20 protein-coding genes are annotated in these 25,591 nt (G+C 65.7%); 8 read left to right on the forward strand and 12 right to left on the reverse strand.

All coding sequences use genetic code 11. The annotated features are described in order from the left end of the window. Positions 1-95: 95 nt before the first annotated feature. On the forward strand, positions 96-2,552 hold the full coding sequence (gene hrpB, locus ABCN56_RS06405) for an ATP-dependent helicase HrpB (protein ID WP_343079925.1): 2,457 nt from the start codon (positions 96-98) through the stop codon (positions 2,550-2,552). Positions 2,553-2,557: 5 nt separating this feature from the next. On the opposite strand, the gene gndA is transcribed toward hrpB, so the two are convergent. The 12 genes from gndA to ABCN56_RS06465 form a co-directional block, all read right to left on the reverse strand. Next, entirely contained in the window at positions 2,558-3,970 is a 1,413-nt protein-coding gene (gene gndA, locus ABCN56_RS06410) for an NADP-dependent phosphogluconate dehydrogenase (RefSeq protein ID WP_343079926.1), read from the reverse strand. Between the two features lie 73 nt (positions 3,971-4,043). Continuing rightward, the gene (gene argF, locus ABCN56_RS06415; RefSeq protein ID WP_343079927.1) at positions 4,044-4,970 is read right to left on the reverse strand and encodes an ornithine carbamoyltransferase; all 927 of its coding nucleotides are present in this window, start codon (positions 4,968-4,970) and stop codon (positions 4,044-4,046) included. Positions 4,971-5,140: 170 nt separating this feature from the next. Next, positions 5,141-6,319 carry an aspartate aminotransferase family protein gene (locus ABCN56_RS06420; protein WP_343079928.1) on the reverse strand — a complete coding sequence of 393 codons (1,179 nt, stop codon included), beginning with the start codon at positions 6,317-6,319 and terminating at the stop codon, positions 5,141-5,143. 268 nt (positions 6,320-6,587) lie between these two features. After that, complete coding sequence (locus ABCN56_RS06425; RefSeq protein ID WP_343079929.1) at positions 6,588-7,499, reverse strand: Gfo/Idh/MocA family protein; 912 nt, start codon at positions 7,497-7,499, stop codon at positions 6,588-6,590. Then, entirely contained in the window at positions 7,499-9,241 is a 1,743-nt protein-coding gene (gene araD / locus ABCN56_RS06430; RefSeq protein ID WP_343079930.1) for an L-arabinonate dehydratase, read from the reverse strand. The genes ABCN56_RS06425 and araD overlap by 1 nt, the downstream gene beginning before the upstream one ends. 218 nt (positions 9,242-9,459) lie before the next feature. After that, positions 9,460-10,524, reverse strand: a complete 1,065-nt coding sequence (locus tag ABCN56_RS06435; protein WP_343079931.1) for a Gfo/Idh/MocA family protein — start codon at positions 10,522-10,524, stop codon at positions 9,460-9,462. Between the two features lie 22 nt (positions 10,525-10,546). Further along, positions 10,547-11,332, reverse strand: a complete 786-nt coding sequence (locus tag ABCN56_RS06440; protein WP_343079932.1) for a ThuA domain-containing protein — start codon at positions 11,330-11,332, stop codon at positions 10,547-10,549. A gap of 85 nt (positions 11,333-11,417) precedes the next feature. After that, positions 11,418-12,422, reverse strand: coding sequence for an ABC transporter ATP-binding protein (locus ABCN56_RS06445; protein WP_343079933.1), 1,005 nt, complete (start codon positions 12,420-12,422; stop codon positions 11,418-11,420). 15 nt (positions 12,423-12,437) lie between these two features. Continuing rightward, on the reverse strand, positions 12,438-13,271 hold the full coding sequence (locus ABCN56_RS06450; protein ID WP_343079934.1) for a carbohydrate ABC transporter permease: 834 nt from the start codon (positions 13,269-13,271) through the stop codon (positions 12,438-12,440). After that, positions 13,268-14,245, reverse strand: a complete 978-nt coding sequence (locus ABCN56_RS06455; protein WP_343079935.1) for a carbohydrate ABC transporter permease — start codon at positions 14,243-14,245, stop codon at positions 13,268-13,270. Before ABCN56_RS06455 ends, ABCN56_RS06450 begins: the two co-directional genes overlap by 4 nt. 113 nt (positions 14,246-14,358) lie before the next feature. After that, entirely contained in the window at positions 14,359-15,642 is a 1,284-nt protein-coding gene (locus ABCN56_RS06460; RefSeq protein ID WP_343079936.1) for an ABC transporter substrate-binding protein, read from the reverse strand. Positions 15,643-15,797: 155 nt separating this feature from the next. Continuing rightward, complete coding sequence (locus tag ABCN56_RS06465; RefSeq protein ID WP_343079937.1) at positions 15,798-16,829, reverse strand: substrate-binding domain-containing protein; 1,032 nt, start codon at positions 16,827-16,829, stop codon at positions 15,798-15,800. 137 nt (positions 16,830-16,966) lie between these two features. On the opposite strand from ABCN56_RS06465, the gene ABCN56_RS06470 reads away from it, so the two are divergent. From ABCN56_RS06470 to ABCN56_RS06500, 7 genes are all read left to right on the forward strand, one after another. Continuing rightward, on the forward strand, positions 16,967-18,559 hold the full coding sequence (locus ABCN56_RS06470) for an alpha-amylase family glycosyl hydrolase (protein ID WP_343079938.1): 1,593 nt from the start codon (positions 16,967-16,969) through the stop codon (positions 18,557-18,559). 141 nt (positions 18,560-18,700) lie between these two features. After that, a complete protein-coding gene (ligM, locus tag ABCN56_RS06475) occupies positions 18,701-20,098 on the forward strand; it encodes a vanillate/3-O-methylgallate O-demethylase (protein WP_343079939.1) in 1,398 nt (465 codons plus the stop codon). Between the two features lie 69 nt (positions 20,099-20,167). Continuing rightward, the gene (locus ABCN56_RS06480) at positions 20,168-21,043 is read left to right on the forward strand and encodes an NAD(P)-dependent oxidoreductase (RefSeq protein ID WP_343079940.1); all 876 of its coding nucleotides are present in this window, start codon (positions 20,168-20,170) and stop codon (positions 21,041-21,043) included. Between the two features lie 145 nt (positions 21,044-21,188). Continuing rightward, positions 21,189-22,196 (forward strand): TRAP transporter substrate-binding protein, encoded by a 1,008-nt coding sequence (locus ABCN56_RS06485; RefSeq protein WP_343079941.1) that lies wholly within the window; start codon positions 21,189-21,191, stop codon positions 22,194-22,196. 19 nt (positions 22,197-22,215) lie between these two features. Further along, a complete protein-coding gene (locus tag ABCN56_RS06490; protein ID WP_343079942.1) occupies positions 22,216-22,701 on the forward strand; it encodes a TRAP transporter small permease in 486 nt (161 codons plus the stop codon). After that, positions 22,698-24,002, forward strand: coding sequence for a TRAP transporter large permease (locus tag ABCN56_RS06495; RefSeq protein ID WP_343079943.1), 1,305 nt, complete (start codon positions 22,698-22,700; stop codon positions 24,000-24,002). The genes ABCN56_RS06490 and ABCN56_RS06495 overlap by 4 nt, the downstream gene beginning before the upstream one ends. 127 nt (positions 24,003-24,129) lie before the next feature. Next, entirely contained in the window at positions 24,130-25,416 is a 1,287-nt protein-coding gene (locus ABCN56_RS06500; protein WP_343079944.1) for a LysR family transcriptional regulator, read from the forward strand. Positions 25,417-25,591: the final 175 nt, after the last annotated feature.

Below are 25,591 nucleotides of genomic sequence, written 5' to 3' on the forward strand. Positions count from 1 at the left end.
CCCCGCATGGCTTCCGTCGTCCAGTGCATCCGGATGCTATCACTGCTCACCCGCTGCCTCTGGCCAAGCGGACTGCCACCGGCGATAAGGCGCACATGCCCGTGCCTCTGCCTATCGACGATGCGCTCCCTGCTCTCCTGACCGCCCTACGGTCGGAAGGCCGCGCCGTGCTGACCGCGCCCCCCGGCGCGGGCAAGACGACGCGCGTGCCGCTCGCGCTGCTCGAAGGCGGTCTGACCGAAGGACGGATCGTCATGCTCGAACCCCGCCGCCTCGCAGCGCGCGCCGCGGCCGAGAGGATGGCGGAAAGCCTCGGCGAGCCCGTCGGCAGCACCGTAGGCTACCGGATCCGGGGCGAGACGAAGGTGTCGCCCGGGACCCGGATAGAAGTCGTCACGGAAGGCATCCTGACCCGGATGATCCAGTCCGACCCGGAGCTATCGGGAATCGGAGCGGTGATCTTCGACGAATTCCACGAACGCAGCCTGAACGCGGACCTCGGCCTCGCCCTGGCATGGGAGGTCAGGGGCGCGCTCCGCGAGGACCTGATCCTCCTCGTCATGTCCGCGACGCTCGACGCGCTTCCCGTCGCCGCGCTTCTCGACGGTGCGCCCACCGTTTCGTCCGAGGGCCGCGCCTTCCCCGTCGAGACGCGGTGGCTGCCCCGGCCGGCCGACCGGGCCCGGAGCTTCGAGGCCGAGGCGGCCGCGCTGACGCTCCAGGCAGTCGAGGAGACGGAAGGCGGCGTCCTCGTCTTTCTTCCGGGAGAGGGCGAAATCCGGCGCGTCGCGGCGATGGTGGAACGGCATGTCCCCGCGGACTGCGCGGTTCGGCCGCTTTTCGGCGCGATGGACTTCGCCGCCCAGCGGGCCGCGATCGCGCCCGTATCCTCCGGGCGGAAGGTCGTGCTCGCGACATCCATCGCGGAAACCTCGCTCACCATCGAGGATATCCGCGTGGTGGTCGATTGCGGGCGGGCGCGCCGCGCGCGCTTCGATCCCGGGTCCGGGATGTCGCGGCTCGTGACCGAACGCGTCACGCGCGCCGAGGCCGAGCAGCGCCGCGGCCGCGCGGGACGCGTCGCGCCGGGCCTCTGCTACCGGATGTGGATGAAGGGAGAGGAAGGCGGCCTTGCCCCCTTCCCGCCGGCAGAGATCGAGGCGGCGGACCTGGCGGGCCTCGCGCTTGAACTCGCGCTGTGGGGCGCGGGCACGGGGGAAGGGCTCGCCTTCCTCACTCCGCCGCCGGCGCCCGCGCTGGCAGAGGCCCGCGCCCTTCTCGCAGACCTCGGCGCGATCGACGCGCAGGGCCGCATCACGCCGCACGGCAGGAAGCTGGCCACCCTGCCGCTGCATCCCCGCCTGGGCCACATGCTGCTCCTGGCGGGACCAGAGGCCGCGACGCTCGCCGCTCTTCTGGCCGACCGCGACCCGCTGAGGGGTGCGCCTTCCGATCTCATGCTTCGGCTTGCCGCGATCCGCGACCCTAAGGGCTACGAAGCCGAACACCCGCACGACGTCCACCGCGGCGTCGTGGAACGCATCCGCGCCGAGGCGAAGCGCCTGTCTCGCATGGCCGGGTCAAGCGACGCCAAACTTTCGCCTGCGGAGATGGCCGCGCTCGCCTATCCCGACCGGATCGGGCTCCGGCGCAAGGGTGAGGCGCCGCGCTATCTTCTTTCCGGTGGCAAGGGCGCGGCGCTCGATACCGCCGATCCGCTGTCCCGCGCGCGGCTGCTCGTGGTGACCGGCCTCGACGGCGATCCCCGCGAGGCGCGCATCCGCCAGTGCGCGGAAATCCATGAGGCCGCGCTGCGCCGCCTGTTCTCCGACCGGATCGCCTGGACCGAGACCTGCGAATGGGCGCGGCGCGAGGGACGCGTAGTTGCGCGCCGGCAGGAGCGTTTCGGCGCCATCGTCCTCGATGACCGGCACTGGCCCGACGCTCCGCCGGACGCGATGGCGCGCGCCGCGCTCGACGGGGTGCGACAGATCGGCCTTCCCTTCACGGACGCGGCGCGCCGCCTTCAGGCTCGCGTCGAATTCCTGCGGCGGGAGGGCACCGAGCTCCCCGATTTCTCCGATGAAGGCCTCCTCGAGAGCGCCGGAGACTGGCTTCTGCCCTTTCTCTTCGGCAAGCGGACGGAGGCGGACCTCAGGGGTATGGACTTCAACGAACCGCTGAAAGCCGCGCTGACGCATGAGGAGCGGACCCTCCTCGACCGCCTTGCCCCGGCTCACTTCACCACCCCGCTCGGCCGCGCCGTTCCGATCGACTATTCGGGTGAGCACCCCGCAATCTCGCTGCGGCTTCAGGAGCTTTTCGGAGTGACGGTGCATCCGACCGTCGGACCGAAGCGGTTGCCTTTGCGCATCACGCTCCTGTCACCCGCGAGCCGGCCCGTGCAGGTGACGATGGACCTGCCCGGTTTCTGGAAAAGCTCTTACGCCGACGTCCGAAAGGACATGCGCGGCCAGTATCCGAAACACCCCTGGCCCGAGGATCCGACCGAGGCCGAGCCGACCCTGAGGGCGAAGCCGCGCAAGGGTTGAGGCGTTCAGCCCTTCGACATTGCCCAAGGCCCGTGGAACCCGGTGCCCGGCTTGTCCATCCGTTCGAACCCATGCGCGCCGAAGAAGTCGCGCTGGCCCTGGATGAGGTCCGCCGTCCCCCGCGCGCGTGTCATCTGGTCGAAGTAGGCCAGTGCCGCGGAAAGGGCCGGGGCGGGAATCCCGCTCATCGCCGCCGCCGCCACTGTGCGTCGCAGGGGCGCAACCCCGCTGGCCAGAATCTCGGCGAAGGCGGGCGCGAAGATGAGCTGCCCCTCCGGCAGGCCGGCCCTCACCGCCTTGGCGATGTCGTCGAGCAATGCCGAACGGATGATGCAGCCCGCTCGCCAGATCTCGGCGATCCGGGCGAGGTCGAGCCCCCAGTTGAAGTCCTCGGACGCCGCGGTGAGGAGCGAGAGACCCTGACCATATGCGATGATCTTCGCGGCAAGGAGGGCGGTTTCGAGGTCCGACACGCCGGGCACGCTTCCCTCCGAGGGGGCGTCGAAGAGCGTGGCACCCTTCGCCCGTGCCGCTCGCATCGAGGAAAACGACCGCGCCGCCACCGCCGCCTCGATCGTCGTGGCGGACTCGCCTAGGCGCAGCGCCTCGATCAGCGTCCAGCGGCCCGTGCCCTTCTGCCCGGCGCTGTCGCGGATGACCTCCACCATGGGCCTGCCGGTCTCGGGGTCGGTCGCGGAAAGCACCTTGCTGGTGATTTCGATCAGGTAGGACTTGAGCGGACCCTCGTCCCACTTCGCGAACAGGTCCCCTGCCTCGGCCGGGCGCATGCCCGCCCCGTCGCGCAGAAGGCCCCAGACCTCGGCGATCATCTGCATGTCGCCGTATTCGATGCCGTTATGGACGGTCTTGACGAAATGGCCCGCCCCGTTGGGGCCAAGATGCGCGGCGCAAGGCGCGGCCTCGTACTTCGCCGCGATCGCCTCGATGATATCCTGAACGCGCGCGTAGGTCTCCGCCGGACCGCCCACCATTATCGAGGGTCCGTGCCGCGCGCCTTCCTCGCCGCCCGAAACACCCATGCCGAAGAAACGAATTCCCTTTGCCGCAAGCTCTGCCTCGCGGCGGCGCGTATCGTGAAAATCAGCGTTGCCCGCGTCGATCAGAAGATCGTCCTGATCGAGAAGCGGCACCAGTTCCTCGATCACGGCATCAACGGGCGCGCCCGCCTGCACCATGATGATGATCGCCCGCGGCGTGGCGAGCGAGGCGACGAGCCCCGCCGCGGAAACCGCACCGGTGAAGCGGGGGCGCAACTTCCCGGAGGCTTCCAGGAAGTCCCCTGTGACGGAGGTCGTGCGGTTGTGAACGGCGACCGGGAAACCCTTCTCGGCGATGTTCATGGCAAGCGCCGCGCCCATTGTGCCGAGCCCGACGAGACCAATTCGTGCCCTTTCCATTCGCCCTTCCCCGTTAGCGCAAACGCGGCGTCAGACTACCACGGTGAACCGCACGGGCAAGAACGGGAGGAGTTCAAACGCCGAGACACCAGCGCAGGACCGCCTTTTGCGCATGCAGACGGTTCTCGGCCTCGTCGAAGATGACCGAGTTCGGGCCATCCATCACCGCGCTCGTCGCTTCGTCGTCGCGATGCGCCGGCAGGCAATGCATGAAAAGCGCGTCGGGCCTGGCCAGGCTCATGAGCTGCTCGTTCACCTGGTAGGGCCGAAGCTGGTTGTGGCGCCGTTCGCGCGCGGACTGCGGATCGTGCATCGAAACCCAGGTATCCGTGACGATCGCGTCGGCGCCCTGCACGGCCTTGGCCGGGTCCCGCTCTATGACGATGTTGGCGCCCTTTTTCCGCGCGAAGTCGACGAAGACCGGCTCCGGGTCGAGGGTTTCCGGCCCCGTGAAGGTCAGGTCGAAGCCGAACTGGCCGGCCGCGTGGATCCACGAGGCGCAGACGTTGTTGCCGTCGCCGGACCAGACGATCTTCTTCCCGCCGATCGGGCCACGGTGCTCTTCGTAGGTCATGACATCGGCCATGATCTGGCAGGGATGCGTGCGGTTGGTAAGCCCGTTGATGACCGGCACGTCGGCATATTCCGCCATCTCCAGAAGCGTCGCTTCTTCGAAGGTACGGATCATGATGAGATCGACGTAGCGGCTCAGGACGCGGGCCGTGTCGGCGATGGTCTCGCCATGGCCAAGCTGCATCTCGCTGCCCGAAAGCACCATCGTCTGGCCGCCCATCTGCCGCACGCCGACGTCGAAGGAAACCCGCGTGCGCGTCGAAGGCTTCTCGAAGATCAGCGCGACCATGCGGCCGGCGAGCGGCTGCTCGTCGTCGGCCTCGCCTTTCGGGCGGTCATTCCGCGCCGTCTTCATCGCGCGCGCGCTGTCGATCATGGCGCGGAGGTCCGCCGGGTCGGTCTTGTGAATGTCGAGAAAGTGCTTCATTCGCTTCGTCTTTCATCTGTCGGGGAAGGGGCGTGTTTCGCCCCCTGCCCCGGTCTTGCCGGAGGCGTCTTCCTCCAGAGGATATCCTTGCCCGAGGAAACCCGGGCCACTTGAATTCCCGCTACGAGAGCTGCACGGCTCTCCTTCGCGGACGCTCGGTGCGATGACGCTCAGACATTGCCGGTGACCTCCGCCGCCGCCCGGTCAAGGCGGGCGACTGCCTCGGCGATTTCTTCGTCGGTGATCGTCAGGGGCGGCAAGACCCGGACGACGTTGTCCGCCGCCGGCACGGTCAGCACATGCTCGCCAAAGCCGGCCTTCACGACATCCGCGGGCGCGACCTTGCACTTCAGGCCGAGCATGAGCCCCTGGCCACGCACGCTTTCGAACACGTCGGGATGCGTGGCGACCAGCGCCTCGAGCTTCTGCCGGAAAAGCGCGGCCTTCCGGTTCACCTCGGAGAGGAAGTCAGGATCCGCGATGATCTCCACCACCTTCGCGCCGACCGCGCAGGCCAGAGGGTTGCCGCCGTAGGTCGAACCGTGCGTTCCGGCGACCATGCCGGAGGCGGCCGCCTCCGTCGCGAGCACGGCGCCGAGCGGGAAGCCCCCGCCGATGCCCTTGGCGACCATCATGATGTCCGGGGTGACGCCCGCCCATTCATGCGCGAAAAGCCGGCCGGTCCGGCCCATGCCGCACTGAACCTCGTCCAGGATCAAGAGCGCGCCGGTCTTGTCACAGAGTTCCCTGAGGCCCTTCAGACACTGGTCGGGAAGCGGGCGGATGCCACCCTCCCCCTGGATCGGCTCGATCATGATCGCGGCCGTCTTCGGCCCGACCGCAGCTTTCAGGCCGTCGTGATCGCCCCATTTCAGGTGCACGAACCCAGGCATGAGCGGCCCGAAGCCCTTGACCATCTTCTCGGAACCCGCGGCCGCGATGGCCCCGGTCGAACGCCCGTGGAACGATCCCTCGAACGTCACGATCTCGACCCGCTCGGGCTGGTCCTTGTCGTACCAGTACTTGCGCGCCATCTTGATGGCCAGTTCGGCAGCCTCGGTGCCGGAGTTCGTGAAGAACACCGTATCCGCGAAGGTCGACGACACGAGGGCCTCTGCCAGCCGCTCCTGTTCCGGGATCCGGTAAAGGTTCGAGACGTGCCACAGCTTCTGCGCCTGCTCGGTAAGTGCGGCGACGAGTTCCGGATTGGCGTGGCCGAGGGCGTTGACCGCGATGCCCGCGCCAAGGTCGAGGTATCGCGTCCCATCCGCTTCGGTGAGCCAGGAGCCCTCGCCCCGTACGAAGGTCAGCGGGGCACGGTTATAGGTGGGAAGAACGGCGGGGATCATCAGCGCATCTCCTGGGAGCGGAAGCTCATCCGTGCATCAGGCACGGGGGCGAAGTCAACGATTTCGGGGATGTGGCGAACGGCCACGGCAGATCGTAACGTCAGGCGCGGGTTGCGTGACGTCGGGGACGGGCGGTGATGCGAGTCCGAGCGATCATGGCCGCGTCGATAGCGCATGGCCCCAACTGAGTCCACGGAGAAATGGGGCGCCGACCGACAGTGCACCGCCCTGTGTTCCGCATGCATCGCCAGGGGTCCCGGCAAGCGCGTCAGAATTCGAAGGGATCGGTCAGAACCCTGCGTCCCAGCGTCATCGCGTCGGCGACGTGGACCATCGGCGCGAGGTCGACGTCGCTCCGCCCCCCGCGCACAAGATCGGCCATGCGGGCATAGAGCGCGCGGTATTCCCCGGCGATCGTCTCCGCGCTTTCCATCCGTTCGCCGCCGATGAAGAGCTGGTTGCCGCCCATCCTGAGCGACAGCGGGCCCGCATCGGTTTCGATGTCGATGTTCCAGGTCTGCGGACCCTCCTGACGCCAGTCGAATTCGGCGCTGACATTGCCGGAGAACTGCAACTCCGCCGCGATGGGAGTATCACGGTTCCTGGGGAACTCGAGCCTGGCCGAGATCAGGTGGACCGGCTCGGGCAGGATTTCTGTGAGGATGGAAAGCGCGTTGATCCCAGGGTCGAAGACGCCCATGCCGCCGGGCTTGAAGATCCAGTCCTGGCCCGGGTGCCACTTTCGAACATCTTCGCGCCAGGTGATCCGGACCTTCCGGACCGCCTTGTCGGCAAGCCAGCGCTTCGCTTCCGGAACGCCCAGGGCCATGCGGCTGTGCCAGGTGGCAAAAAGGGTCAGGCCCCGTTCGGCCGCCAAGGCCTGAAGCGCGTGGACTTCGGCAAGCGTCGCGCCCGGGGGCTTTTCCAGCATCACGTGACGGCCCGCCTTCAGCGCGGCTTCCGCGACGGCATAGCGTGGCACCGGCGGCACGCAGATCGAAACGACCGGGACATCGGGCCGCGCCGCCAGCATGTCCGCGATGTCCGTATGGGACTCCACGCCCTCGACGCGGCCCTGCCGGGACGCGGTCGCCGCCAGGTCCCAGTCCGGGCTCTCCGCGATGGCGGGAACGTGCTGGTCCACCGCGATCTTGCCGATGCCGACGAGGGCGATCTTCATCAGTGGGAGTCTCTGCCGACCGGAGCGCCGCGGCAGCCCTTCAGGAAGTCGAGGTCGGCCCCGGTGTCGGCACCCTGTACGTGCGTCTGGTGCAGCCAGGCGTAGCCGCTTCCGTATTGCTCATGGCGGGGTTTCCACGCGGAGAGCCGCGCCTTCATCTCCTCCTCCGTTATGTCCAGGTGCAGGCGGCGGTTCGGAACGTCGAGCTCGATCATGTCGCCATCGTGGACGATCGCCAGCGGGCCGCCCGCCGCCGCCTCCGGCGAGGTGTGCAGCACGACCGTTCCATAGGCGGTGCCCGACATCCGCGCATCCGAGATCCGGACCATGTCGGTGATCCCCTTCCTCAGGACCTTCGGCGGCAGGCCCATGTTGCCGACCTCGGCCATGCCGGGGTAGCCCCTGGGGCCGCAGTTCTTCAGGACCATCACGCAGGTCTCGTCGATATCGAGGCTCTCGTCGTTGATCTTCGCCTTGTAGTCATCGATGTCCTCGAAGACGACAGCCCGTCCCCGGTGGGCAAGAAGCGAAGGCGTCGCCGCGGAGGGTTTCAGAACCGCACCGTTCGGGGCGAGGTTGCCGCGCAGGACAACGATGCCGCCAGACTGCGTCAGCGCCTTGTCGGCGGGCAGGATCACGTCCTCGTTGTGGTTCCTCACATCCTTGACCTGGTCCCACATCGTCTCTCCGGATACGGTCAGCGCGTCCCTGTGCAAAAGCCCGGCCTCGCCGAGGCGCTTGATGACGACGGGCAGGCCGCCCGCGTAGAAGAACTCTTCCATCAGGTACTTGCCCGAGGGCATCAGGTTCACGATCGTCGGGATGTCGCGGCCGCAGCGGTCCCAGTCGTCGAGCGTGAGGTCCACGCCGACCCGGCCCGCGACCGCCAGAAGGTGGATCACCGCGTTCGTCGAGCCACCGATCGCCGCATTGGTGCGGATCGCGTTCTCGAAGGCCTGTTTCGTCATGACATCCGAGGGCTTCAGATCGTCCTTCACCATCTGCACGATGCGCCGCCCCGTGAGTTGCGCCATCACCCGCCGCCGGCTGTCCACCGCCGGGATCGCGGCATTGCCGGACAGAGCCATGCCGAGCGCCTCTGCCATCGACGCCATGGTGGAGGCGGTGCCCATCGTGTTGCACGATCCCGGTGACCGCGACATCGACGCCTCCGCCTCGGCGAATTCCTCCGCAGTCATCTCGCCCGCCTTCACGGCCTCTGAGAACTTCCACAGATGGGTGCCCGAACCCACCCGCTCGTTCCGGTAATACCCGTTCAGCATCGGCCCGCCGGTGACCACGATCGACGGGAGATCGGTGGAGGCCGCCGCCATAAGAAGGCTCGGCGTGGTCTTGTCGCAGCCCACCATCAGCACGCAGCCATCCATCGGCTGGCCGCGGATCGCCTCCTCCACCGCCATCGCGGCGAGATTGCGGAACATCATCGCCGTGGGGCGGAACGCGCTCTCCGAGGCGGAGAAGACCGGGACCTCCACCGGGAAGCCGCCGGCCTCGTAGATGCCGTGCTTCACCCGCTGGGCGAGGTCGTGCAGATGCGCGTTGCAGGGCGTCAGTTCCGACCAGGTGTTCAGGATGCCGATGACCGGCCGGCCGTCGAAAAGGTCATGCGGAAATCCCTGGTTCTTCATCCAGCCGCGGTGGTAAATCGCGTCGCGGGACGTGCCGCCGAACCACTCCTGCGACCGGAGTTTGCGGGGCCAGGGGGCGGGCTTGAACGTCATGGCTTTCCTCTCGGGCTTCCGTCACCGTCCGCGCTGATGGCAGGTTGAGTTCCCATCGCCACACGGAGGGACGCTGACTGTTGCACGGCGAAGTCGCCGGAAGCGGCGACGATTCCGCCGGCGAAGCTTAGCGCCGGCCGGCCGAGATTGTGAACAGCATCGTTGAGTTGCCGCAGACACCGCGACCGATGCGTCGCTGCGGAAAAGCGGTCCGAAATCTAGATGGTGAGGCTTATGCTTCCCGCTTTCGCCGATTCCTCCGCCCGGTCGAGGACAAGCTGGAGCGCCGCACCCCGCGCGAAATCGGGTTCCGGAACGCCTCGGTTTCGGATCGCCGCGATGAATCGCTGATAGTTGGTCGGCACCCTCGGCGTTCGGATCGTTCGCCAGGTCGCAGTCACGAGATCGGGGGCGAGACAGGCGCGGAGCCGGCTGCGGTTCTTTTCGAAGGCGACTTCCAGCCCGCCCTTGTCGCCATAAATGCGAAGCCGCAGGTCGTTGAGATGACCCGAGGCGAAGCGCGTCGCGGTCACGGTGCCGATGGCGCCGCCCTCGAGCGCCACCTGCATCGTGACACTGTCGTTCGCGTCCAGAAGGTACTCGCCGATCCGGTTGCCCGGCGCCTTGTCGAAGGTCTTCGTCCGCGCGGAAATCTCCGTCGCGTCGCGCCCCGCGATGTAGGTCGCGAAGTCGAGGATATGGATCCCGACATCGCCCAGGACCCCTTTCGAGCCATGCGCCGTGGACAGGCGCCAAAGCCATTGGCTCTCGCTCTTCCAGTCGCCCCAGGCAGGCTGGGTCAGCCAGCTTTGAAGATAGGACGCTTCGAAGTGCCTGACCGTTCCGATCGCGCCGGCCGCGACAAGCTCGCGCGCCCTCTGAAGCGCGGAGACGTTGCGATAGGTCAGGTTGACCATGTTGATGATGCCCGCCCGGTCGGCCGCTTCCGCCATTTCCGCCGCACGGGCATGGTCGGTCGAAAGCGGTTTTTCGCAGAGGATGTGTTTTCCGGCCGCGATGACGGGCATCGTGGTGGCGTGGTGCGCCGCGTCCGGCGTGACGTTCGTCACCGCATCGAACCCGCCCCACTCCAGCGCGACCGCAAGGGAGGCGAAGCGCTGCGGGATGCCAAATTTCTCGCAGAACGTCTCGAGCTGCTCGGGCCGGGTGTCGACGCCCGCAACGAGACTGACACCCGGGATCCTGGCGAAATGCTCGGCATGGTTCGCCGCCATGCCGCCGGTGCCGAGGATCAGAAGACGGATCGGCTTGGGGGTGGTCATTTCTGGCGTCTCCTCGGAAGCCTCAGCGGTAGCCTTCCTCGCCTGCCTGGTGCAGCCGCGGCCCGCGCTCCTCGATCTTCTCGGGCGCCTTGTCCACCGGGACGTTCGGCGCCGCGTTTGGGTCGGCGATGCGCGCGGCCGGGTTGTGGGCCCACTTCACCGCGTTCCGGATCACCCTCTGCACATTCCCGTCGTGATAGGTCGGATAGGTCTCGTGACCGGGGCGGAAGTAGAAGACATTCCCCGCGCCACGCTTGTAGGTCAGGCCGGACCGGAACACCTCGCCGCCCTGGAACCAGCTGATGAAGACCGTCTCCAGGGGCTCGGGAACGCCGAACGGCTCGCCATACATCTCTTCGTTTTCAAGTTCGAAATGATCCGGAAGTCCGGCCGCGATCGGATGATTGCGCGAGGTGAGCCAGAGCCTTTCGCGCTCCCCCGCCTCGCGCCAGGTCAGGTTGCAGGGCGCGCCCATCAACCGCTTGAACGGCTTCGAGAAATGCGCCGAGTGGAGGAAGATCATTCCCATCCCGCCCCAGACCGCGTTGCAGACACGTTCGACAACGGCGTCCGAAACCTCGCCGTGCGCGGCGTGCCCCCACCAGATCAGGACGTCGGTTTCCGCGAGCCTTTTCTCGGTCAGGCCATGTTCGGGGTCCTGAAGCGTCGCTGTCGAGGCAGTGATCGCGGCGTCCTCGTTCAGCGCATCGGCGATACAGCCGTGCATCCCGTCGGGATAAATGCCCGACACGATCCTGTTCTTCCGCTCGTGGACGTTTTCGCCCCAGACGACCGTACGGATGGCCATGTCACACTCCCTGGAACTGCTCCGCCGTGACGGGCAGCGTTCGATGATCGCAAACGAGAGGAACGCCCCTCCCGTCCAGTGGATTTCAGCTCACGGGTTTACCGGCGGAATCGAAACGGTGCAGGTGCTCGGGCTGTGGCGCTACGCCGAGCTTCGTTCCAAGAGGCACTTCGTGCTTGCCCTTGCGGCGGACGATCAGCGGCTCTTCCGCGCCGACGTTCACGAAGAGGAAATGGTCCGAACCCAGATCCTCGACATGCACGACCTCTCCCGACCAGACGGCTCCTTCGTCGACGATGTCGATGTGCTCGGACCGGATGCCGAGCGTGTCACAGTCGTAGGCTTCGGCAAAAGCACCCTTGAGGAAGTTCATCTTCGGGCTGCCGATGAAGCCCGCGACGAAGATCGAGTTCGGGGAATCGTAAAGTTCCGCCGGCGTTCCCACCTGTTCCACCCGCCCGTCGCGCAGAACGCAGATCCGGTCGGCGAGCGTCATCGCCTCCACCTGGTCATGGGTGACGTAGATCATCGTCACGTCCTTCATGTCGTGGTGAAGCTTCGCGATCTCCAGCCGGGTGGCCACGCGCAGCGCAGCGTCGAGGTTCGACAGCGGCTCGTCGAAGAGGAACACGCGCGGGTCGCGCACGATCGCCCGTCCGATAGCCACACGCTGCCGCTGACCGCCGGACAACTGCTTCGGCAGCCGGTCCAGAAGGTGGTCGATCTGAAGCATCTCGGCCGCCTTGCGGATACGGGTGTCCATTTCCGCCTTCGACGATTTGGCCAGCTTCATGCCAAAGGCCATGTTGTCGTAAACGTTCATGTGCGGGTAGAGCGCGTAGCTCTGGAACACCATCGCGACGCCGCGCTTGGAGGGGATTACGTTGTTCATCCGGTCCGCGTCGAACAGCAGGTCACCCGATGTGATGGCCTCCAGACCGGCGATCAGCCTGAGAAGCGTGGACTTGCCGCAGCCCGACGGGCCGACGAAGACCATGAACTCGCCTTGCCGGATTTCAAGGTCGATGCCCTTGATCACCTCGACTGAGCCGAAGGACTTTCGGACCGCCTTGAGTACGATGTCTACCATTCTTGCTTCTCCGGATCAGCCTTTGACGCCGCCAGCGGTGAGGCCCGCCACGATCTTGCGCTGGAAGATGAGGACGAGCACCACCAGCGGCACCGTCACGATGACCGAGGCCGCCATGATCGTGCCCCAGGGGGTTTCGTATTGCGAAGCGCCCGAAAGAAGCGCGATGGCCACGGGCACCGTGCGCTGGGTCTCGGACGAGGTGAAGGTGAGCGCATAAAGGAATTCGTTCCAGGCGCCGATGAAGGCGAGAAGCCCGGTCGTCACGAGAGCGGGCCAGAGAAGCGGCAGGAACACCTTCGTTATGATGACCCAGGGCGTTGCGCCATCCATGATCGCGGCCTCCTCGATCTCGATCGGCAGGTCGCGCATGAAGGTCGTCAGCACCCAGACCGTGAAAGGCAGCGTGAAGATCGTGTAGCTCAGGATCATCGCCCAGGGCGTGTTGTAGATGCCGAGGAAGCGGACGAGTTCGAAGAGACCAGCCAGAACGGCGATCTGCGGGAACATCGAAACCGCGAGGATCGTCATAAGCAGTAGCCCCCGCCCCCGAAACCGCACACGGGCAAGCGCATAGGATGCCGTGACCGCGAGGAAGAGCGCGAAGAGCACGGTGGCCGAGGCGATGAACAGCGAATTTCCCACCGAGCGGATGAAGTTCGGGCCGCCCAGCACCGCCCTGTAGTTGTTCAGGTTCAGCTCGACCGGCAGGTAGTTCACGATGAAGTAGGCCGTGCCGCTCTCGAAGCTGGTCAGGATCGCGTAGTAGAAGGGGAACACGGCGACGATCACGATCACCGCGACGGCGAGGTAGAACATCACCTTCTTGAAGACGTCCATGGCGGTCATCTGTTGCCCTCCCCGGTCAGGTCGACCCGGCCGATCCAGATGTAGAGCGCCACGAAGGTGGCGATGATGGCGAAGAGAAGCGTCGACTGGGCCGAGCCGTAGGCGAACTTGTCGAACTCGATCAGGTTTTCCCGGCTCACGATCGACATGGTCTCGGTCGCCGCGGAGTTGGGCGTGAGAAGGTAGATCAGGTCGAAGACGCGCAGCGCGTCCAGCATCCGGAAGATCACCGCCACCATAAGCGCGGGCCGGACAAGCGGCAGCGTCACCTTGAGGAAGACCTTGACCGGATGGACGCCGTCGACCTTTGCCGCCTCGTAGATGTCCCTCGGGATCATCTGGAGGCCAGCGAGGATGAGAAGCGCCATGAACGGTGTCGTCTTCCAGATGTCGACGACGAGCACGGCGAACATTGCGGTGTCAACGTTCGCGGTCCAGGCGATCTTCTGGTCGATCAGCCCGACGCGCAGAAGCATGTCGTTGATGATGCCGAACTGGTCATTCAGCATCCAGCCCCACATCCGCGAGGAGACGACGGTGGGGATCGCCCAGGGGATCAGGATCGCGGCGCGCACAAGCCCGCGCCCCTTGAAATTCGCGTTCAGGACGAGGGCGATCAGCAAGCCGAAGAGGGTCTCGAAGAAGACCGAGATGACCGAGAAGCGCACGGTGTTCCAGACCGCGTTCCACCACACCGGATCGACGAGCGTGCCACGCCAAAGGACCCGGCCGGAACTCAGCTCCCGGCGCGAAAGGTAGTTGTCGAAGCCGATCCACTTGCCGCCGTAGAGGTTCGTCAGCGAGGTGTCCGTGAACGAGAACCAGATCGAACGCGCAAGGGGCCACGCGGCGACCGCGAACAGGACGGCGAGCATCGGCGCGAGGAACCAGATGGCGGCCCGGACGCGCTGCTGCTGCAGACTGACCTCTCTTGCCCGGCCTGAGACGCCGGAGCGGGCCTGAGTGTCTGACATGGTCATCCCCCGGTGTGCAATTCAGCCGGCCAAGCCGTAGCCGGCCGGCTGTGTTGGGTCAGACGGGCACCACGAGGGCGCCCACCTGGAACGGGGCGGTCAGTCCCGCCGGATTACCAGCTGTCGCCGCCCTTGAGGTCTTCGAGCATGACTTCGAGTTCCTCGAGGTTCTCGGCAGCCGTGCCCTGACCGGAGAGCGTGTTGTGAACCGCGTTCCAGAACAGCGACGAGACCTCGTTGTACTTCACTCGGGTCGGCGCCGACGGACGCGGCACGGCCTGAAGGAACACGTCCTTCCAGCGCGGGATGATCGGCTGGGCGGAAGCAATGTCGGCGTCATCGTAGAGCGTGATGATCGTCGGCAGCTTGGAGCCCTCGATCGCGTTGCCCTTCTGGAACTCCTCGGAACCCATGTACATCGCGAGCGAAACCGCTGCTTCCTGGCTTTGAGAGTATTTGGACACCGCGACGTTCCAGCCGCCGAGCGTCGCGGCCGAAGTGTCGTGCCCCTGCCCCGTCGGGAGAGTGGCCACGTCGAAGAGCCCCTTCACAGCCGAATCGTCCGCGTTGCCGAGACCGTAGGCGTAGGGCCAGTTGCGCATGAAGACCGCGTTGCCGGTCTGCCAGACGCCGCGTGAGTCCTCTTCCTGGTAGGCGAGCACGCCTTCCGGGGAGATCGTGCCGACCCAGGAGGCGGCGAGTTCGATGGCTTTGACGGCGTTCTCGTTGTTGATCGAGATGGTGCCATCGGGTTCGACGATCTGGCCGCCGCCCGAGGACTTCACCCATTCGAGCGCGTCGCAGGTCAGGCCCTCGTAGGAGTTCCCCTGCCAGACGAAGCCCCACATGTCCGCGTTGCCGGCCGCACGCTCGGCATCCTGGACTTCCTTCGCGGTCGCGGTCAGTTCTTCCCAGGTCTTGGGAACGGACTTGCCGTATTTCTCAAGGAGATCCTTGCGGTAGTATAGCGCCGGGGCATCCGTGAAGACCGGCATGGCGACCAGGCGCCCGTCGACCGTCTGCGACTCGATGATCGCGGGGAAGTGACGCGGAGCGACGTCCTTGGCGGCTTCCGTCAGGTCGACGAAGTGGTCGGCAAGCTGCGGCGCCCAGATCACGTCGGACATGTAGAGATCGACGTCGCTGTTCTGTGCGGCAAGCCAGAGGCGATACTGGCCGAACTGGTCGGTGGTCGACGAGGGCATCGTGACGAGCTTGACGGTGTGGCCCGTCGCCTCTTCCCAAGGCTTCCAAAGCTCCTGCATGATCTCGGTGTCCCTGCCAACCGAGCCGAAGGCGATCGTAATCTCGTCGGCCAGAACGGCAGTCCCGGTGACAGCAAGGAGCGCGACCGCGGCGGACGACTGCAGGGCAGCTGCCTTGAACGAAAAAGTCATGGTTTCCTCCCAAATATCCGCTGGCGGATACCTGCCCGCCAGCCTTCGTATACGGTGGCGCAATTGCCACCCGAAACGTTTCGGAAAAATACCGCAATCGGTTTGCGCCTGTCAACGAGTCGTTTGCGACGCTCCAGCCACGTCAAGGTGCCGCATCACGGCTGCTGCGGGGGCGCGACAGATTCCCTTTCCACGAAGCGCAACTCGCCGAGTTTCTGGAGCGCGGCGGCCGGCACATTGGCGACCGCGCCAGCGAGGAATTCGGCGAGCGGCTCCCAGCTCAACTCAAGTGCGGACTGAGTCGTGGTCAGCGGGGGATCGAAGGCGTTGGCCTTGATGTCGGGCAGGAGATCGTCGTGCGCGACGACAGAGACATCCTGCGGCACGGACAAGTGCATGGCGCGCAGCGCATCGTACAATCCCTTGGCAATCCTGAGGTTTCCCGCGATCACGGCGGTTGGCGGACGGGGGTTCTCCGAAAACAGGCGCACCGCCGAGATGATCCCGAAGCCCTCCTCCATGTCCGCGCACAGGTGCAGATGCGGGTCGTAGCGCAGGCCGGCCTCACCCAAGGCTGCGCGGTAGCCTTCGCGCCGCGCCTCGACGAAAGTCAGGCCCTCGCGCCCGTTCAAGAACGCGATGCGCCTGTGGCCCTGATCCGTCAGGTAGCGCGTCAGACGATGGGCGACGCCGAAATTGTCGATGTCGAAATAGGGATAGTCCGGCTCTTCCCGGTCCCGGCCGTGAACGACGAACGGGACCTTCTGCGACTGGAGGAATTCGATGCGGGGATCATCGCGCACCGGTTCAAGCAACACGAAACCGTCCAGGGAGCCGCCGCTTATCAGGCGCCGGTAGATCTCCAGGATCGGCTCGCTTTCGTCGGCGATGTTCAGGACGAACTGCATCCGCCGCCGCGCGAAATGCGCGGACATGCCGCCGACCGTCTGCACGAAGATCGGGGCCTCCGCCATCTTCGGCATGTTCGGAAGGACGAGACCGACGATGCCGGAACGCCCGCTCACCAGCTTTCGAGCGGCAACATTCGGCTGATATTTCAGCTTGATGGCAGCCTCCTTGACCCGCCGCCGCGTTTCCTCGCTTACATCTGCGTGGTCGTTGAGGGCGCGGCTGACCTGAGTGACCGAGAGGTTCAGGTGCCGGCTCAGGTCCTTCAGGGTCGTCATGCTGTTTCCCTGGCGGTGCCGCCAATTGCCTAGAGAAGCAACTTGCCAATCCGAAACGCTTCGGGCAAGGCTAATCGACAGCCAAAACGTTTCGGCGGCGGGATTCGAGCCGCCAAACCCCATTCAAGGTGTTGAAAATGGCCGACAAGGACTGGTGGCGCGGGTCTGTGACCTATCAAATCTACCCTCGGTCCTTCATGGACGCCAACGGCGACGGGATCGGCGATCTGAAAGGCATAACCCAGCGCCTCGATCACATCGCGGATCTGGGCGTGGACGCGATCTGGCTATCGCCCATCTTCACTTCGCCCATGCTGGACATGGGTTACGACGTGTCGAACTACACCGACATCGACCCAAGCTTCGGCACGCTCGCCGATTTCGACGATATGGTCGCCAAGGCGCACCGCCTCGGCCTCAAGGTCATCATCGACCAGGTGATCTCGCATTCCTCGAACCGGCACCCGTTCTTCCAGGAAAGCCGGATGTCGCGCGACAACCCGAAGGCCGACTGGTACGTCTGGGCGGACCCGAAGCCCGATGGCAGCGCGCCGAACAACTGGCAAGCGATCTTCGGCGGCATCGCCTGGGAATGGGAGCCCCGCCGTCACCAGTACTATTTCCACAACTTCCTGAAGGAACAGCCGGACTTCAACTTCCACAACCCGGAGGTTCAGGACTATCTCCTCGGCACGATGCGGTTCTGGCTTGAACGCGGCGTGGACGGCTTCCGGCTCGATACGGTCAACTTCTACTTCCACGACAAGCTGCTTCGCGACGACGCGGCCGACTACCGCGTGAAGGAAAAGCCCGACTTCAAGCCCTACGACATGCAGTACCACCTGTTCTCCAAGAACCAGCCGGAGAACCTGGTCTTCCTGCAAAGGATGCGGAAGCTTCTGGACGAATACGACGCCCGCACGACGGTGGGCGAGGTCGGCGAAAGCCACCACCCGATCGAGATGATGGGCGAATACACCTCCGGCGGGCGGCTCCACATGGCCTATTCGTTCGAAATGCTCGGCCATGTGTTCACTGCGGCGCATTTCCGGAAACAGATCGTGCGCTTCTTCGAGGGTGCCCCCGCGGGCTGGCCCTGCTGGGCCTTTTCGAACCACGACGTGATCCGCCACGCGAGCCGCTGGGCAAAGCACGGGGGCGACACGGATCGGCTCGCCAAGCTTGCCGGCGCGATGCTGCTTTCCTTCGAAGGGTCCGTCTGCCTCTACCAGGGCGAGGAATTCGGACAGTTGGAAACCGAACTGGCGTTCGAGGAAATCCTCGACCCGCAGGGCATCGCCTTCTGGCCCGAGGAAAAGGGCCGCGACGGCTGCCGGACCCCGATGGTCTGGGAAAAGGCTGCCCCGAACGGAGGCTTCTCGACCGCCGGGAAGACGTGGCTGCCGATAAAGGAACCGCAGCTCGCGCGCGCCGCCGATATGCAGACCGGCGATCCGGACAGCGTGCACGGCCTCTACCGCGAGATGCTGGCGCTCCGCCGCCGGACGCCCGCGCTCAGGACCGGGCGGACGCATTTCCTCGGCACGCCGGAACCCGTCCTTGCCTTTACGCGGGGCGACGAGATCCTCTGCGCCTTCAACCTCTCGCCCATGAAGGCCAGTGTTCCGCTCGGGCCGCATGGCGAGCACCTGCTTTCGCAGGGCGTGACGCGGGACGGCGACCAGCTGGACCTCGCGCCCAACGGATTCCTGATCGCGCGCTGCAAGTGATTTTCCAACCACTCGGGGCCGCCTCCGACGCCCCGAGCCGCGAACGGCTCGACGCAAAACTTATTTCGGGCACGGAAATCGAATTACCACCGCGCGTCCCGCTGCGCTATCCCCTTCCTCAGCCAGAGGGAGGAGATGATCATGGCAAAATCCCTTGAAGACCTGCTGAAGGAACGCGGCGACACTGTCGGCATGCTCCGCAATTCCCAGATCGGGATGTATGTCTATCCGGTCGTCGCGAACGAGTTCACCAACTGGCGCGACGAACAGAAGGCGTGGCGCGACTCCGCCGTGCTTTTCGACCAGTCGCACCACATGGCCGAGATCATGGTCGAGGGCCCGGACGCCAGGGCTTTCCTCGAGCATCTGGGCATCAACAGCTTCGCCAAGTTCCCGGTGGGCAAGGCCAAGCACTTCGTGCCGGTCACGCCTGACGGCTACGTCATCGGCGACGTGATCATGTTCCACGAGGAAGAGAACCGCTACAACCTCGTGGGCCGCGCGCCGACGATCAACTGGGTGGACTACAATGCCCAGAAGGGCGGCTTCAGCGTGAAGGCCACGCGCGACGAACGTTCGCCCATGCGCCCCGATGGCAAGGCGGTCACGCGGCGCCACTACCGGTTCCAGATCCAGGGGCCGAACGCGGATCATATCCTGACGGAACTGAACGGCGGCCCTCTACCCGACATCAAGTTCTTCAACATGGACTGGATCAACATCGCAGGCCGCAAGGTCCGCGCCCTGCGTCACGGCATGGCGGGTGCGCCGGGCCTGGAAATCTGGGGCCCCTACGCCGACAAGGACGAGATCCAGAACGCGATCATCGAGGTCGGCCGCAAGCACGGGCTGCACCAGGTCGGCAGCCGCGCCTATTCGACGAACACACTTGAATCCGGCTGGATCCCCTCGCCTCTCCCCGCGATCTACACGGGAGACGGGCTGGCCGACTACCGCCGCTGGCTGCCGGCCAACGGCTACGAGGCCACGGGCTCCATCGGCGGCAGCTTTGTTTCCGGCAACATCGAGGACTACTACTCGACGCCCTACGAACTCGGCTACGGGTTCTACATCGGCTTCGACCACGACTTCATCGGCCGCGAAGCGCTGGAGAAGATGAAGGATCGGCCGCACCGCCGGAAGGTCACGTTCGAATGGAACGCCGAGGACGTGATGAAGGTCATCTCCTCCGCCTTCCAGCGGGACGAGGACCCCTTCAAGTGGATCGACTTCCCGCAGCCGAACTACGCCTCGGCGAGTTTCGACAAGGTGATGATGGGCGACAAGCTGGTCGGCCTGTCGATGTTCAACGGATATTCCTTCAACGAACGGTGCCTCCTGTCGCTCGGCGTCGTGGACCCCGAGATCAAGGAAGGCGACGTCCTGACCCTCGTCTGGGGCGAGGAAAACGGCGGTACCGGCAAGACCTCGACCGAACGGCACCGCCAGACGACGATCCGCGTGAAGGTCTCGCCCACTCCCTATGCGCGGGAAGCGCGCGAGAACTACGTCGAAAGCTGGCGGACCCGCTCGCACTGACCCGAGAAACCTCCGGGGGCGGCCACCCGCGCTGCCCCCGGCATCCCGGAAGCGGAAGAAGGTTTCGCCATGCGGATCGCCTTCATTGGCTTTGGAGAGGCCGCCAGGGCCTACGCCGCCTCGCTCCGCGAGGTTGACCCGGCGCTGGACCTCTCTGCCCATGACATCAAGCAGGACGGGCCCGAGGCGGATGCCTTCGCCGATGCCGCGCTGGCCCGTGGCGTGACCCTCGCGGCTTCTTCGGACGAAGCCGTCGTCGGCGCCGACGTGGTGATTTCCGCAGTAACTGCGGCCTCCAGTCTGGAAGCGGCACAGTCGGTCGCGCATGCGTTGCCCGGCGGCGCAGTCTTCATGGACATCAACTCCGTCTCCCCAGCGCGAAAGCGCGAGACGGCGGCGTTGATCGCCGGGACGGGGGCGACCTATGTCGACGCCGCCGTCATGGCGCCGGTTCATCCGGCGGGGCATCGAACCGCCACGCTTCTGGCCGGAGCCCTGCCCGAGAGTTTCCTCAAGACCCTCACAGCGCTTGATTTCCGGTTCGAGGTGGCGGGGGAGGAAGTCGGCTCCGCCACGGCGGTGAAGATGCTGCGCAGCCTGTTCGTGAAAGGGCTGGAGGCGCTGACCGTCGAGGCGCTGACCGCAGCGCGCGCCGCGGGCTGCTATCCGCAGGTCTATGGATCGCTCGCGAAGTCCTTCGCGAGCCTCGGCTGGCCCGACTTCCCGTCCTACCAGTTCGAGCGGGTCATGACGCATGGTCTCCGCCGCGCGGCGGAGATGCGGGAATCTGCGGCGACGCTGAGCGAACTCGGGCGGCCGGAGGCCTCGGTACTGGCGCAGGCGATCGCGTCCGTTCACCAATCGGTGGGCGCGGCGGCCCTGCGCGCGGGGAAGGGCGAAGACCCGGCCCAAGAGGCCGACAAGCTGCTCGCGGTACGCAAATGACCGGCACCCCTACTCTAGGAAGAACTTATATCCCCGTCCCGGCTCGAACTGGACCGGGCGGGAGTCGTCACCTAAGCTTGGCAATCACAAAGCCGTCGCCGGGGCAGCGACCTGCGGGACGGAATAAGAGGGAGGAAATGTCACCATGCTGCACAGGATCCTGAAGAGTGCCGCCGCGCCAGTCGTCGCGGCCGCCATCGCGTTTCCCGGTCTCGCCGGCGCGGAAACGTTGAAATTCGCGCATTTCGTGCCGCCGGCGCACACCATTACCGAAGCGATCGTCGATCCCCTCGTGACGGGAACCGCCGAGGCCACCGGCGGCTCGCTCGAGATCCAGGTCTACCCGGGCGGGGAACTCGGCCCCGGCCCCGTCGAACAATACGTCCGCGCCGTGACCGGCGTTGCCGACATCGTCTGGGGCCTCGCCGGTTACACCTCCGCCCAGTTCCCGCTGTCGATGATCGTCGAGCTGCCCGGCGTGGTCGACGGGAACGGAGACGGCTACGAAAAGATCTGGCGCGCGTATGACGAACACCTCACGGGCGAATTCCCCGGAACGCGCCCGCTGGCGCTCTGGACCAGCGAACCCAACGTCCTCATCATGAAGGACAAGGAGATCCGTGCCCCGGCCGACATGGCTGGCCTGAAGATCCGCGTCTCCGGCGCCGTTCCGGGCCGGGTGATGGAGGCGCTCGGCGCGACCCCGGTGCAGATGCCCGCGAACGAGATGTACAACGCGCTTCAGACGGGCCTCATCGACGGCATCCTGACCGGCGCCAGCGCCATCCGCGACTTCAAGCTGAACGAGGTTTCGAGCGTCTATATCGAGGGTGCGAGCCTCGGCAACATCCTGTTCTACGTCGTCCTGAACGAAGAGAAGTACCAGTCCCTTCCGGACGCGGAAAAGGCGGCGATAGACGCGAACTCCGGCCTGGCCCTGTCGAAATCCGGCGAGGAGACCTGGAACCGCAACGCCCAGAGCATGATGGACGAACTGAAGGCCGACCCGGCCAAGACGGTCATCACGCTTTCGGCTGACGAGGCCGCCGCGTTCAACGCCGTCACGCTTGGCATCCGCGACACGGTGATCGACGAACTCGAGGGGCAAGGCCTGCCGGCGAAGGCCGTTCTGGCCGCGATGCTCGGCGAATAAGTCAGGCGGACGCCCAGCCATGCTCGCTCTTGCGCGCACCATCGCCGACAGGCTCGTCAGCCTGTCGGCGTTCCTTGGCGCCGTGGCTCTTGCAGTGATAAGCCTTACGGTGATCGTGGACGTGGTCGGCCGGCTCTTCGGCGCGCCACTCTACGGGTCGCGCGACATCGTGCAGATGGCCGCCGTATTCGTCGTCTTCGGCGGCATGGCCTATTGCGAGCGAACCGGCGGGCACATCACCGTCGACATTCTCGAACCCGTCTTCAGCGCCCGGGTGAACCGGGCGCTGAACATCCTCGGCAGCCTCATCGGCGCGGTCGTCTTTGCCTTGATCGCCTGGCAGATCTGGGAGGCTTCCAAGCTTTCGGTTCTCCTGAAAATGTCCACGAACATCCTCTTCCTGCCGCGCGCACCGTTCCAGTACGCCATCGCCGCGATGTCGGCGCTGGCGAGCCTTTACCTCGTTCTCAAGGCCCTGGCCGGGCTTCTGGAGCGCAGCGAATGAGCCCGGAAGCCTTCGGCATAACGGGCGTCGCCGCGCTTTTCGCCTTGCTTGCGCTGCGTGTGCCCGTCGCCTTCGCGATGATCGTGGTCGGGCTCGGCGGGGTCAGCATCCTGAACAGCCCGAAGGCCGCCCTGTCGCTCCTGGCCTCCGAGGGGTTCAACCTCGCGTCGAATGCCGACCTGATCGTGATCCCCCTGTTCATTCTTCTCGGCAACATTGCGACCGAGGCCGGGATGAGCCGCAAGCTCTACGATGCGGCTTATGCCTGGATAGGGCGGTTCCGCGGCGGCCTCGCCTCGGCGACGGTCGTCGGCTGCGCGGGCTTCGCCGCCCTCTCGGGGTCATCGGTCGCGTCGGCCCTCACCATGGGACGCGTGTCCTTGTCGGAGATGAAACGGTTCGACTATTCGCCGAGATTGTCGACCGGGGTCGTTGCCGCCGGCGGAACGCTCGGCATCCTGATCCCACCCTCGACCGGGTTCGTCCTCTACGCGATCCTGACGCAGGAATCGATTGGTCGTCTCTTCCTCGCAGGCGTCCTGCCCGGGCTGCTGCTTTCCTTCCTCTTCATCCTGACCGTCTGGTTCCTGACGCTGATGCGCCCGGAACTCGGGCCCGCCGGGCCCTCCACGAACTGGGCGGAAAAGGCCCGGAAGAGTTTGGGCGCCCTCCCGATCGTCATGATCGTCTTCATCACCATCGGCGGCATCTACTTCGGCGTCTTCTCCCCCGTCGAGGCTTCGGCCGTCGGCGTCGGCCTCGCAGCCGTCATCGGCGCCGCCTCCCGGACGCTGTCGCTCCGCGGCTTCATCGTCGCGCTCAAGGACAGTGTCGCGACGACTGCGACGGTCATGCTGATCCTGATCGCCGCGCATGTCATCGGTCCGTTCCTCGCGTTGAGCCACCTGCCCACGCTCGTGGGCGATACGCTGACCGGGCTCGACATCGGCCGCTATGGCGTGCTGGCTGTGATCCTCCTGTCCTACCTCGTTCTCGGCTGTTTCATGGAGGGCTTCGCGATGCTCGTCCTGACCATGCCGATCTTCCTCCCCGTCATCACCGCGCTCGGCTTCGACCCGATCTGGTTCGGCGTTCTCGTGGTCATCACGCTGGAAATGGGGCTCATCACGCCGCCCGTCGGCATCAACGTCTTCATCGTGAAGTCGGTCGCGCGCGACGTGCCCGTGAACGACATCTTCCTTGGCGTCCTGCCCTTCCTTCTCGCAATGATCGTCACGGTCGTGCTGATCGTGCTTTTCCCTTCGCTGGCCCTGTACCTTCCAACGACGATGATCGGATAGGCCCCGGCGACCGTGCACGGGCGCGCTCGTGTGAACCCTCGCCGGCGAGCCCGCCCTTGCCGGGCCGCTTGACCCCTCGTCCAATGTAGCCAAAGCTGCGGACCTCAAGACGGCAGGAAGCTCTTCGATGGGTAAGTCTCCGGACGAGAAGACAAGACCGCACGACACACAGCGCCCCGAGTATCCGAACCTGAGGCACATACGCCTTCTCACGGCCGCGATCCGCCTGCAGTCGCTGTCGGCGGCGGCAGAGACGATCCACGTCTCGCAGCCGGCGGCCTCGCAGGCGATCGCGAAGCTTGGAAAGCTTTTCGGCGCGGACCTCCTGACCCGTCAGGGCAATGGGGTTTCGGCGACCCCTTCCGGCGAAATCCTGGACCGCCGCGCCCGCCGTGCGCTGGCCTATCTTGCCGAGGCGGCCCGCCGGATGGCGACGAAGTCGCGCCTTTCCAAGGGCCTCGTCGTCGACTCGCTGGAAAGACACGCAACCGTCGCGCAGCTCCGCGCCATATCCGCCTTCGCCGAAAACGGTAGCTTCGCGGCCGCCGCCCGCGCTCTGGGTCAGGCCGAGCCATCGTTGCAGCGCGCCGCTCGCGATCTGGAACGGATCGTCGGCGTGCCTCTTTTCGACGGGGCCTACCGAAGCCTTCACCTGACCCCGGACGGAGAGATGCTCGCGGCGCGGGCGAGCCTGACACTCAAGGAATTCCAGGCCGCGAGGGAAGAACTTCGCGCGCTGCGGGGCGTATTCGACGGCCGCCTCGTGATCGGAGCCCTTCCGATGGCCCGCACGCGGATCGTACCTTCGGCCATCGTCGCCGTGGCGGCGAAATACCCCAGCGCGCGGATCGCGCTGGTCGAAGGCTCCTACGAGTCGCTCGCCCACCAACTGGCCATAGGCCGGCTGGACATGATCGTTGGCGCTTTGCGTGAAACCGGGGTCCCCGCCTCTTTCGTCGAGGAACCCCTGTTCGAGGACGAGCTTTCCGTCGTCGCGCGCGCGGGCCACCCTCTGACCGGGATCGCATCTCCTACCGCCGCCGACCTGTCGCGGCACCCTTGGGTTCTTGCCCGCCAAGGCACGCCGAACCGCGCGATCTTCGACCGGCTGGCCTCCGGTTTCCCTCCAGGCGCGCCCGAAGGCCATGTGGAGACCGGCTCGCTCGTCGCGCTGCGCGGCATTCTCCTGCAGTCCGACCACCTTACGCTGATCTCTCCGGCGCAGGTCGAATACGAGCTGGCGACCGGCCTTCTCGCCGAAATCGCCTTCAACGTTCCGGGAACCCGGCGCTCGATCGGAATTACGACCAGGGCGGACTGGCAGCCGACCGCGCTACAGCAGGATTTCCGGTCCGCACTCATGGCCGCGATTGCCGAAAAACCGGCGCTTCGGGGCCAGCGACATCTCGGCTGAATCAGGACCCCCGCAGGATGTCGACCGATCGCCTGAGTCGGTGGTCGAAGTAATTCGAGTCATTTAATCGTTGCGATTCGGGCAAAATCTTGCCCATAGTTCAACTAACGATTGAATGGTGGATATTGTTTGCAACCGGTGTGTAATGGCCGACCTAGTGAAGTTTTGTCGCCGC

It is taken from the genome of Ostreiculturibacter nitratireducens, from assembly GCF_032670585.1.
Taxonomy (GTDB): Bacteria; Pseudomonadota; Alphaproteobacteria; order Rhodobacterales; family Rhodobacteraceae; genus Ostreiculturibacter; species Ostreiculturibacter nitratireducens.

Bases quoted from the DNA above. Each gene is read 5' to 3' on its own strand.
- ABCN56_RS06445 (WP_343079933.1), bottom strand. From the start codon at position 12,422: ATGGTAGACATCGTACTCAAGGCGGTCCGAAAGTCCTTCGGCTCAGTC.
- ABCN56_RS06440 (WP_343079932.1), bottom strand. From the start codon at position 11,332: ATGGCCATCCGTACGGTCGTCTGGGGCGAAAACGTCCACGAGCGGAAG.
- ABCN56_RS06490 (WP_343079942.1), top strand. From the start codon at position 22,216: ATGCTCGCTCTTGCGCGCACCATCGCCGACAGGCTCGTCAGCCTGTCG.
- ABCN56_RS06435 (WP_343079931.1), bottom strand. From the start codon at position 10,524: ATGACCACCCCCAAGCCGATCCGTCTTCTGATCCTCGGCACCGGCGGC.
- ABCN56_RS06465 (WP_343079937.1), bottom strand. From the start codon at position 16,829: ATGACGACCCTGAAGGACCTGAGCCGGCACCTGAACCTCTCGGTCACT.
- ligM (WP_343079939.1), top strand. From the start codon at position 18,701: ATGGCAAAATCCCTTGAAGACCTGCTGAAGGAACGCGGCGACACTGTC.
- gndA (WP_343079926.1), bottom strand. From the start codon at position 3,970: ATGGAAAGGGCACGAATTGGTCTCGTCGGGCTCGGCACAATGGGCGCG.
- ABCN56_RS06500 (WP_343079944.1), top strand. From the start codon at position 24,130: ATGGGTAAGTCTCCGGACGAGAAGACAAGACCGCACGACACACAGCGC.
- ABCN56_RS06425 (WP_343079929.1), bottom strand. From the start codon at position 7,499: ATGAAGATCGCCCTCGTCGGCATCGGCAAGATCGCGGTGGACCAGCAC.
- ABCN56_RS06420 (WP_343079928.1), bottom strand. From the start codon at position 6,319: ATGATCCCCGCCGTTCTTCCCACCTATAACCGTGCCCCGCTGACCTTC.
- ABCN56_RS06480 (WP_343079940.1), top strand. From the start codon at position 20,168: ATGCGGATCGCCTTCATTGGCTTTGGAGAGGCCGCCAGGGCCTACGCC.
- ABCN56_RS06470 (WP_343079938.1), top strand. From the start codon at position 16,967: ATGGCCGACAAGGACTGGTGGCGCGGGTCTGTGACCTATCAAATCTAC.
- ABCN56_RS06495 (WP_343079943.1), top strand. From the start codon at position 22,698: ATGAGCCCGGAAGCCTTCGGCATAACGGGCGTCGCCGCGCTTTTCGCC.
- ABCN56_RS06460 (WP_343079936.1), bottom strand. From the start codon at position 15,642: ATGACTTTTTCGTTCAAGGCAGCTGCCCTGCAGTCGTCCGCCGCGGTC.
- ABCN56_RS06450 (WP_343079934.1), bottom strand. From the start codon at position 13,271: ATGACCGCCATGGACGTCTTCAAGAAGGTGATGTTCTACCTCGCCGTC.
- araD (WP_343079930.1), bottom strand. From the start codon at position 9,241: ATGACGTTCAAGCCCGCCCCCTGGCCCCGCAAACTCCGGTCGCAGGAG.
- argF (WP_343079927.1), bottom strand. From the start codon at position 4,970: ATGAAGCACTTTCTCGACATTCACAAGACCGACCCGGCGGACCTCCGC.
- ABCN56_RS06455 (WP_343079935.1), bottom strand. From the start codon at position 14,245: ATGTCAGACACTCAGGCCCGCTCCGGCGTCTCAGGCCGGGCAAGAGAG.
- ABCN56_RS06485 (WP_343079941.1), top strand. From the start codon at position 21,189: ATGCTGCACAGGATCCTGAAGAGTGCCGCCGCGCCAGTCGTCGCGGCC.
- hrpB (WP_343079925.1), top strand. From the start codon at position 96: ATGCCCGTGCCTCTGCCTATCGACGATGCGCTCCCTGCTCTCCTGACC.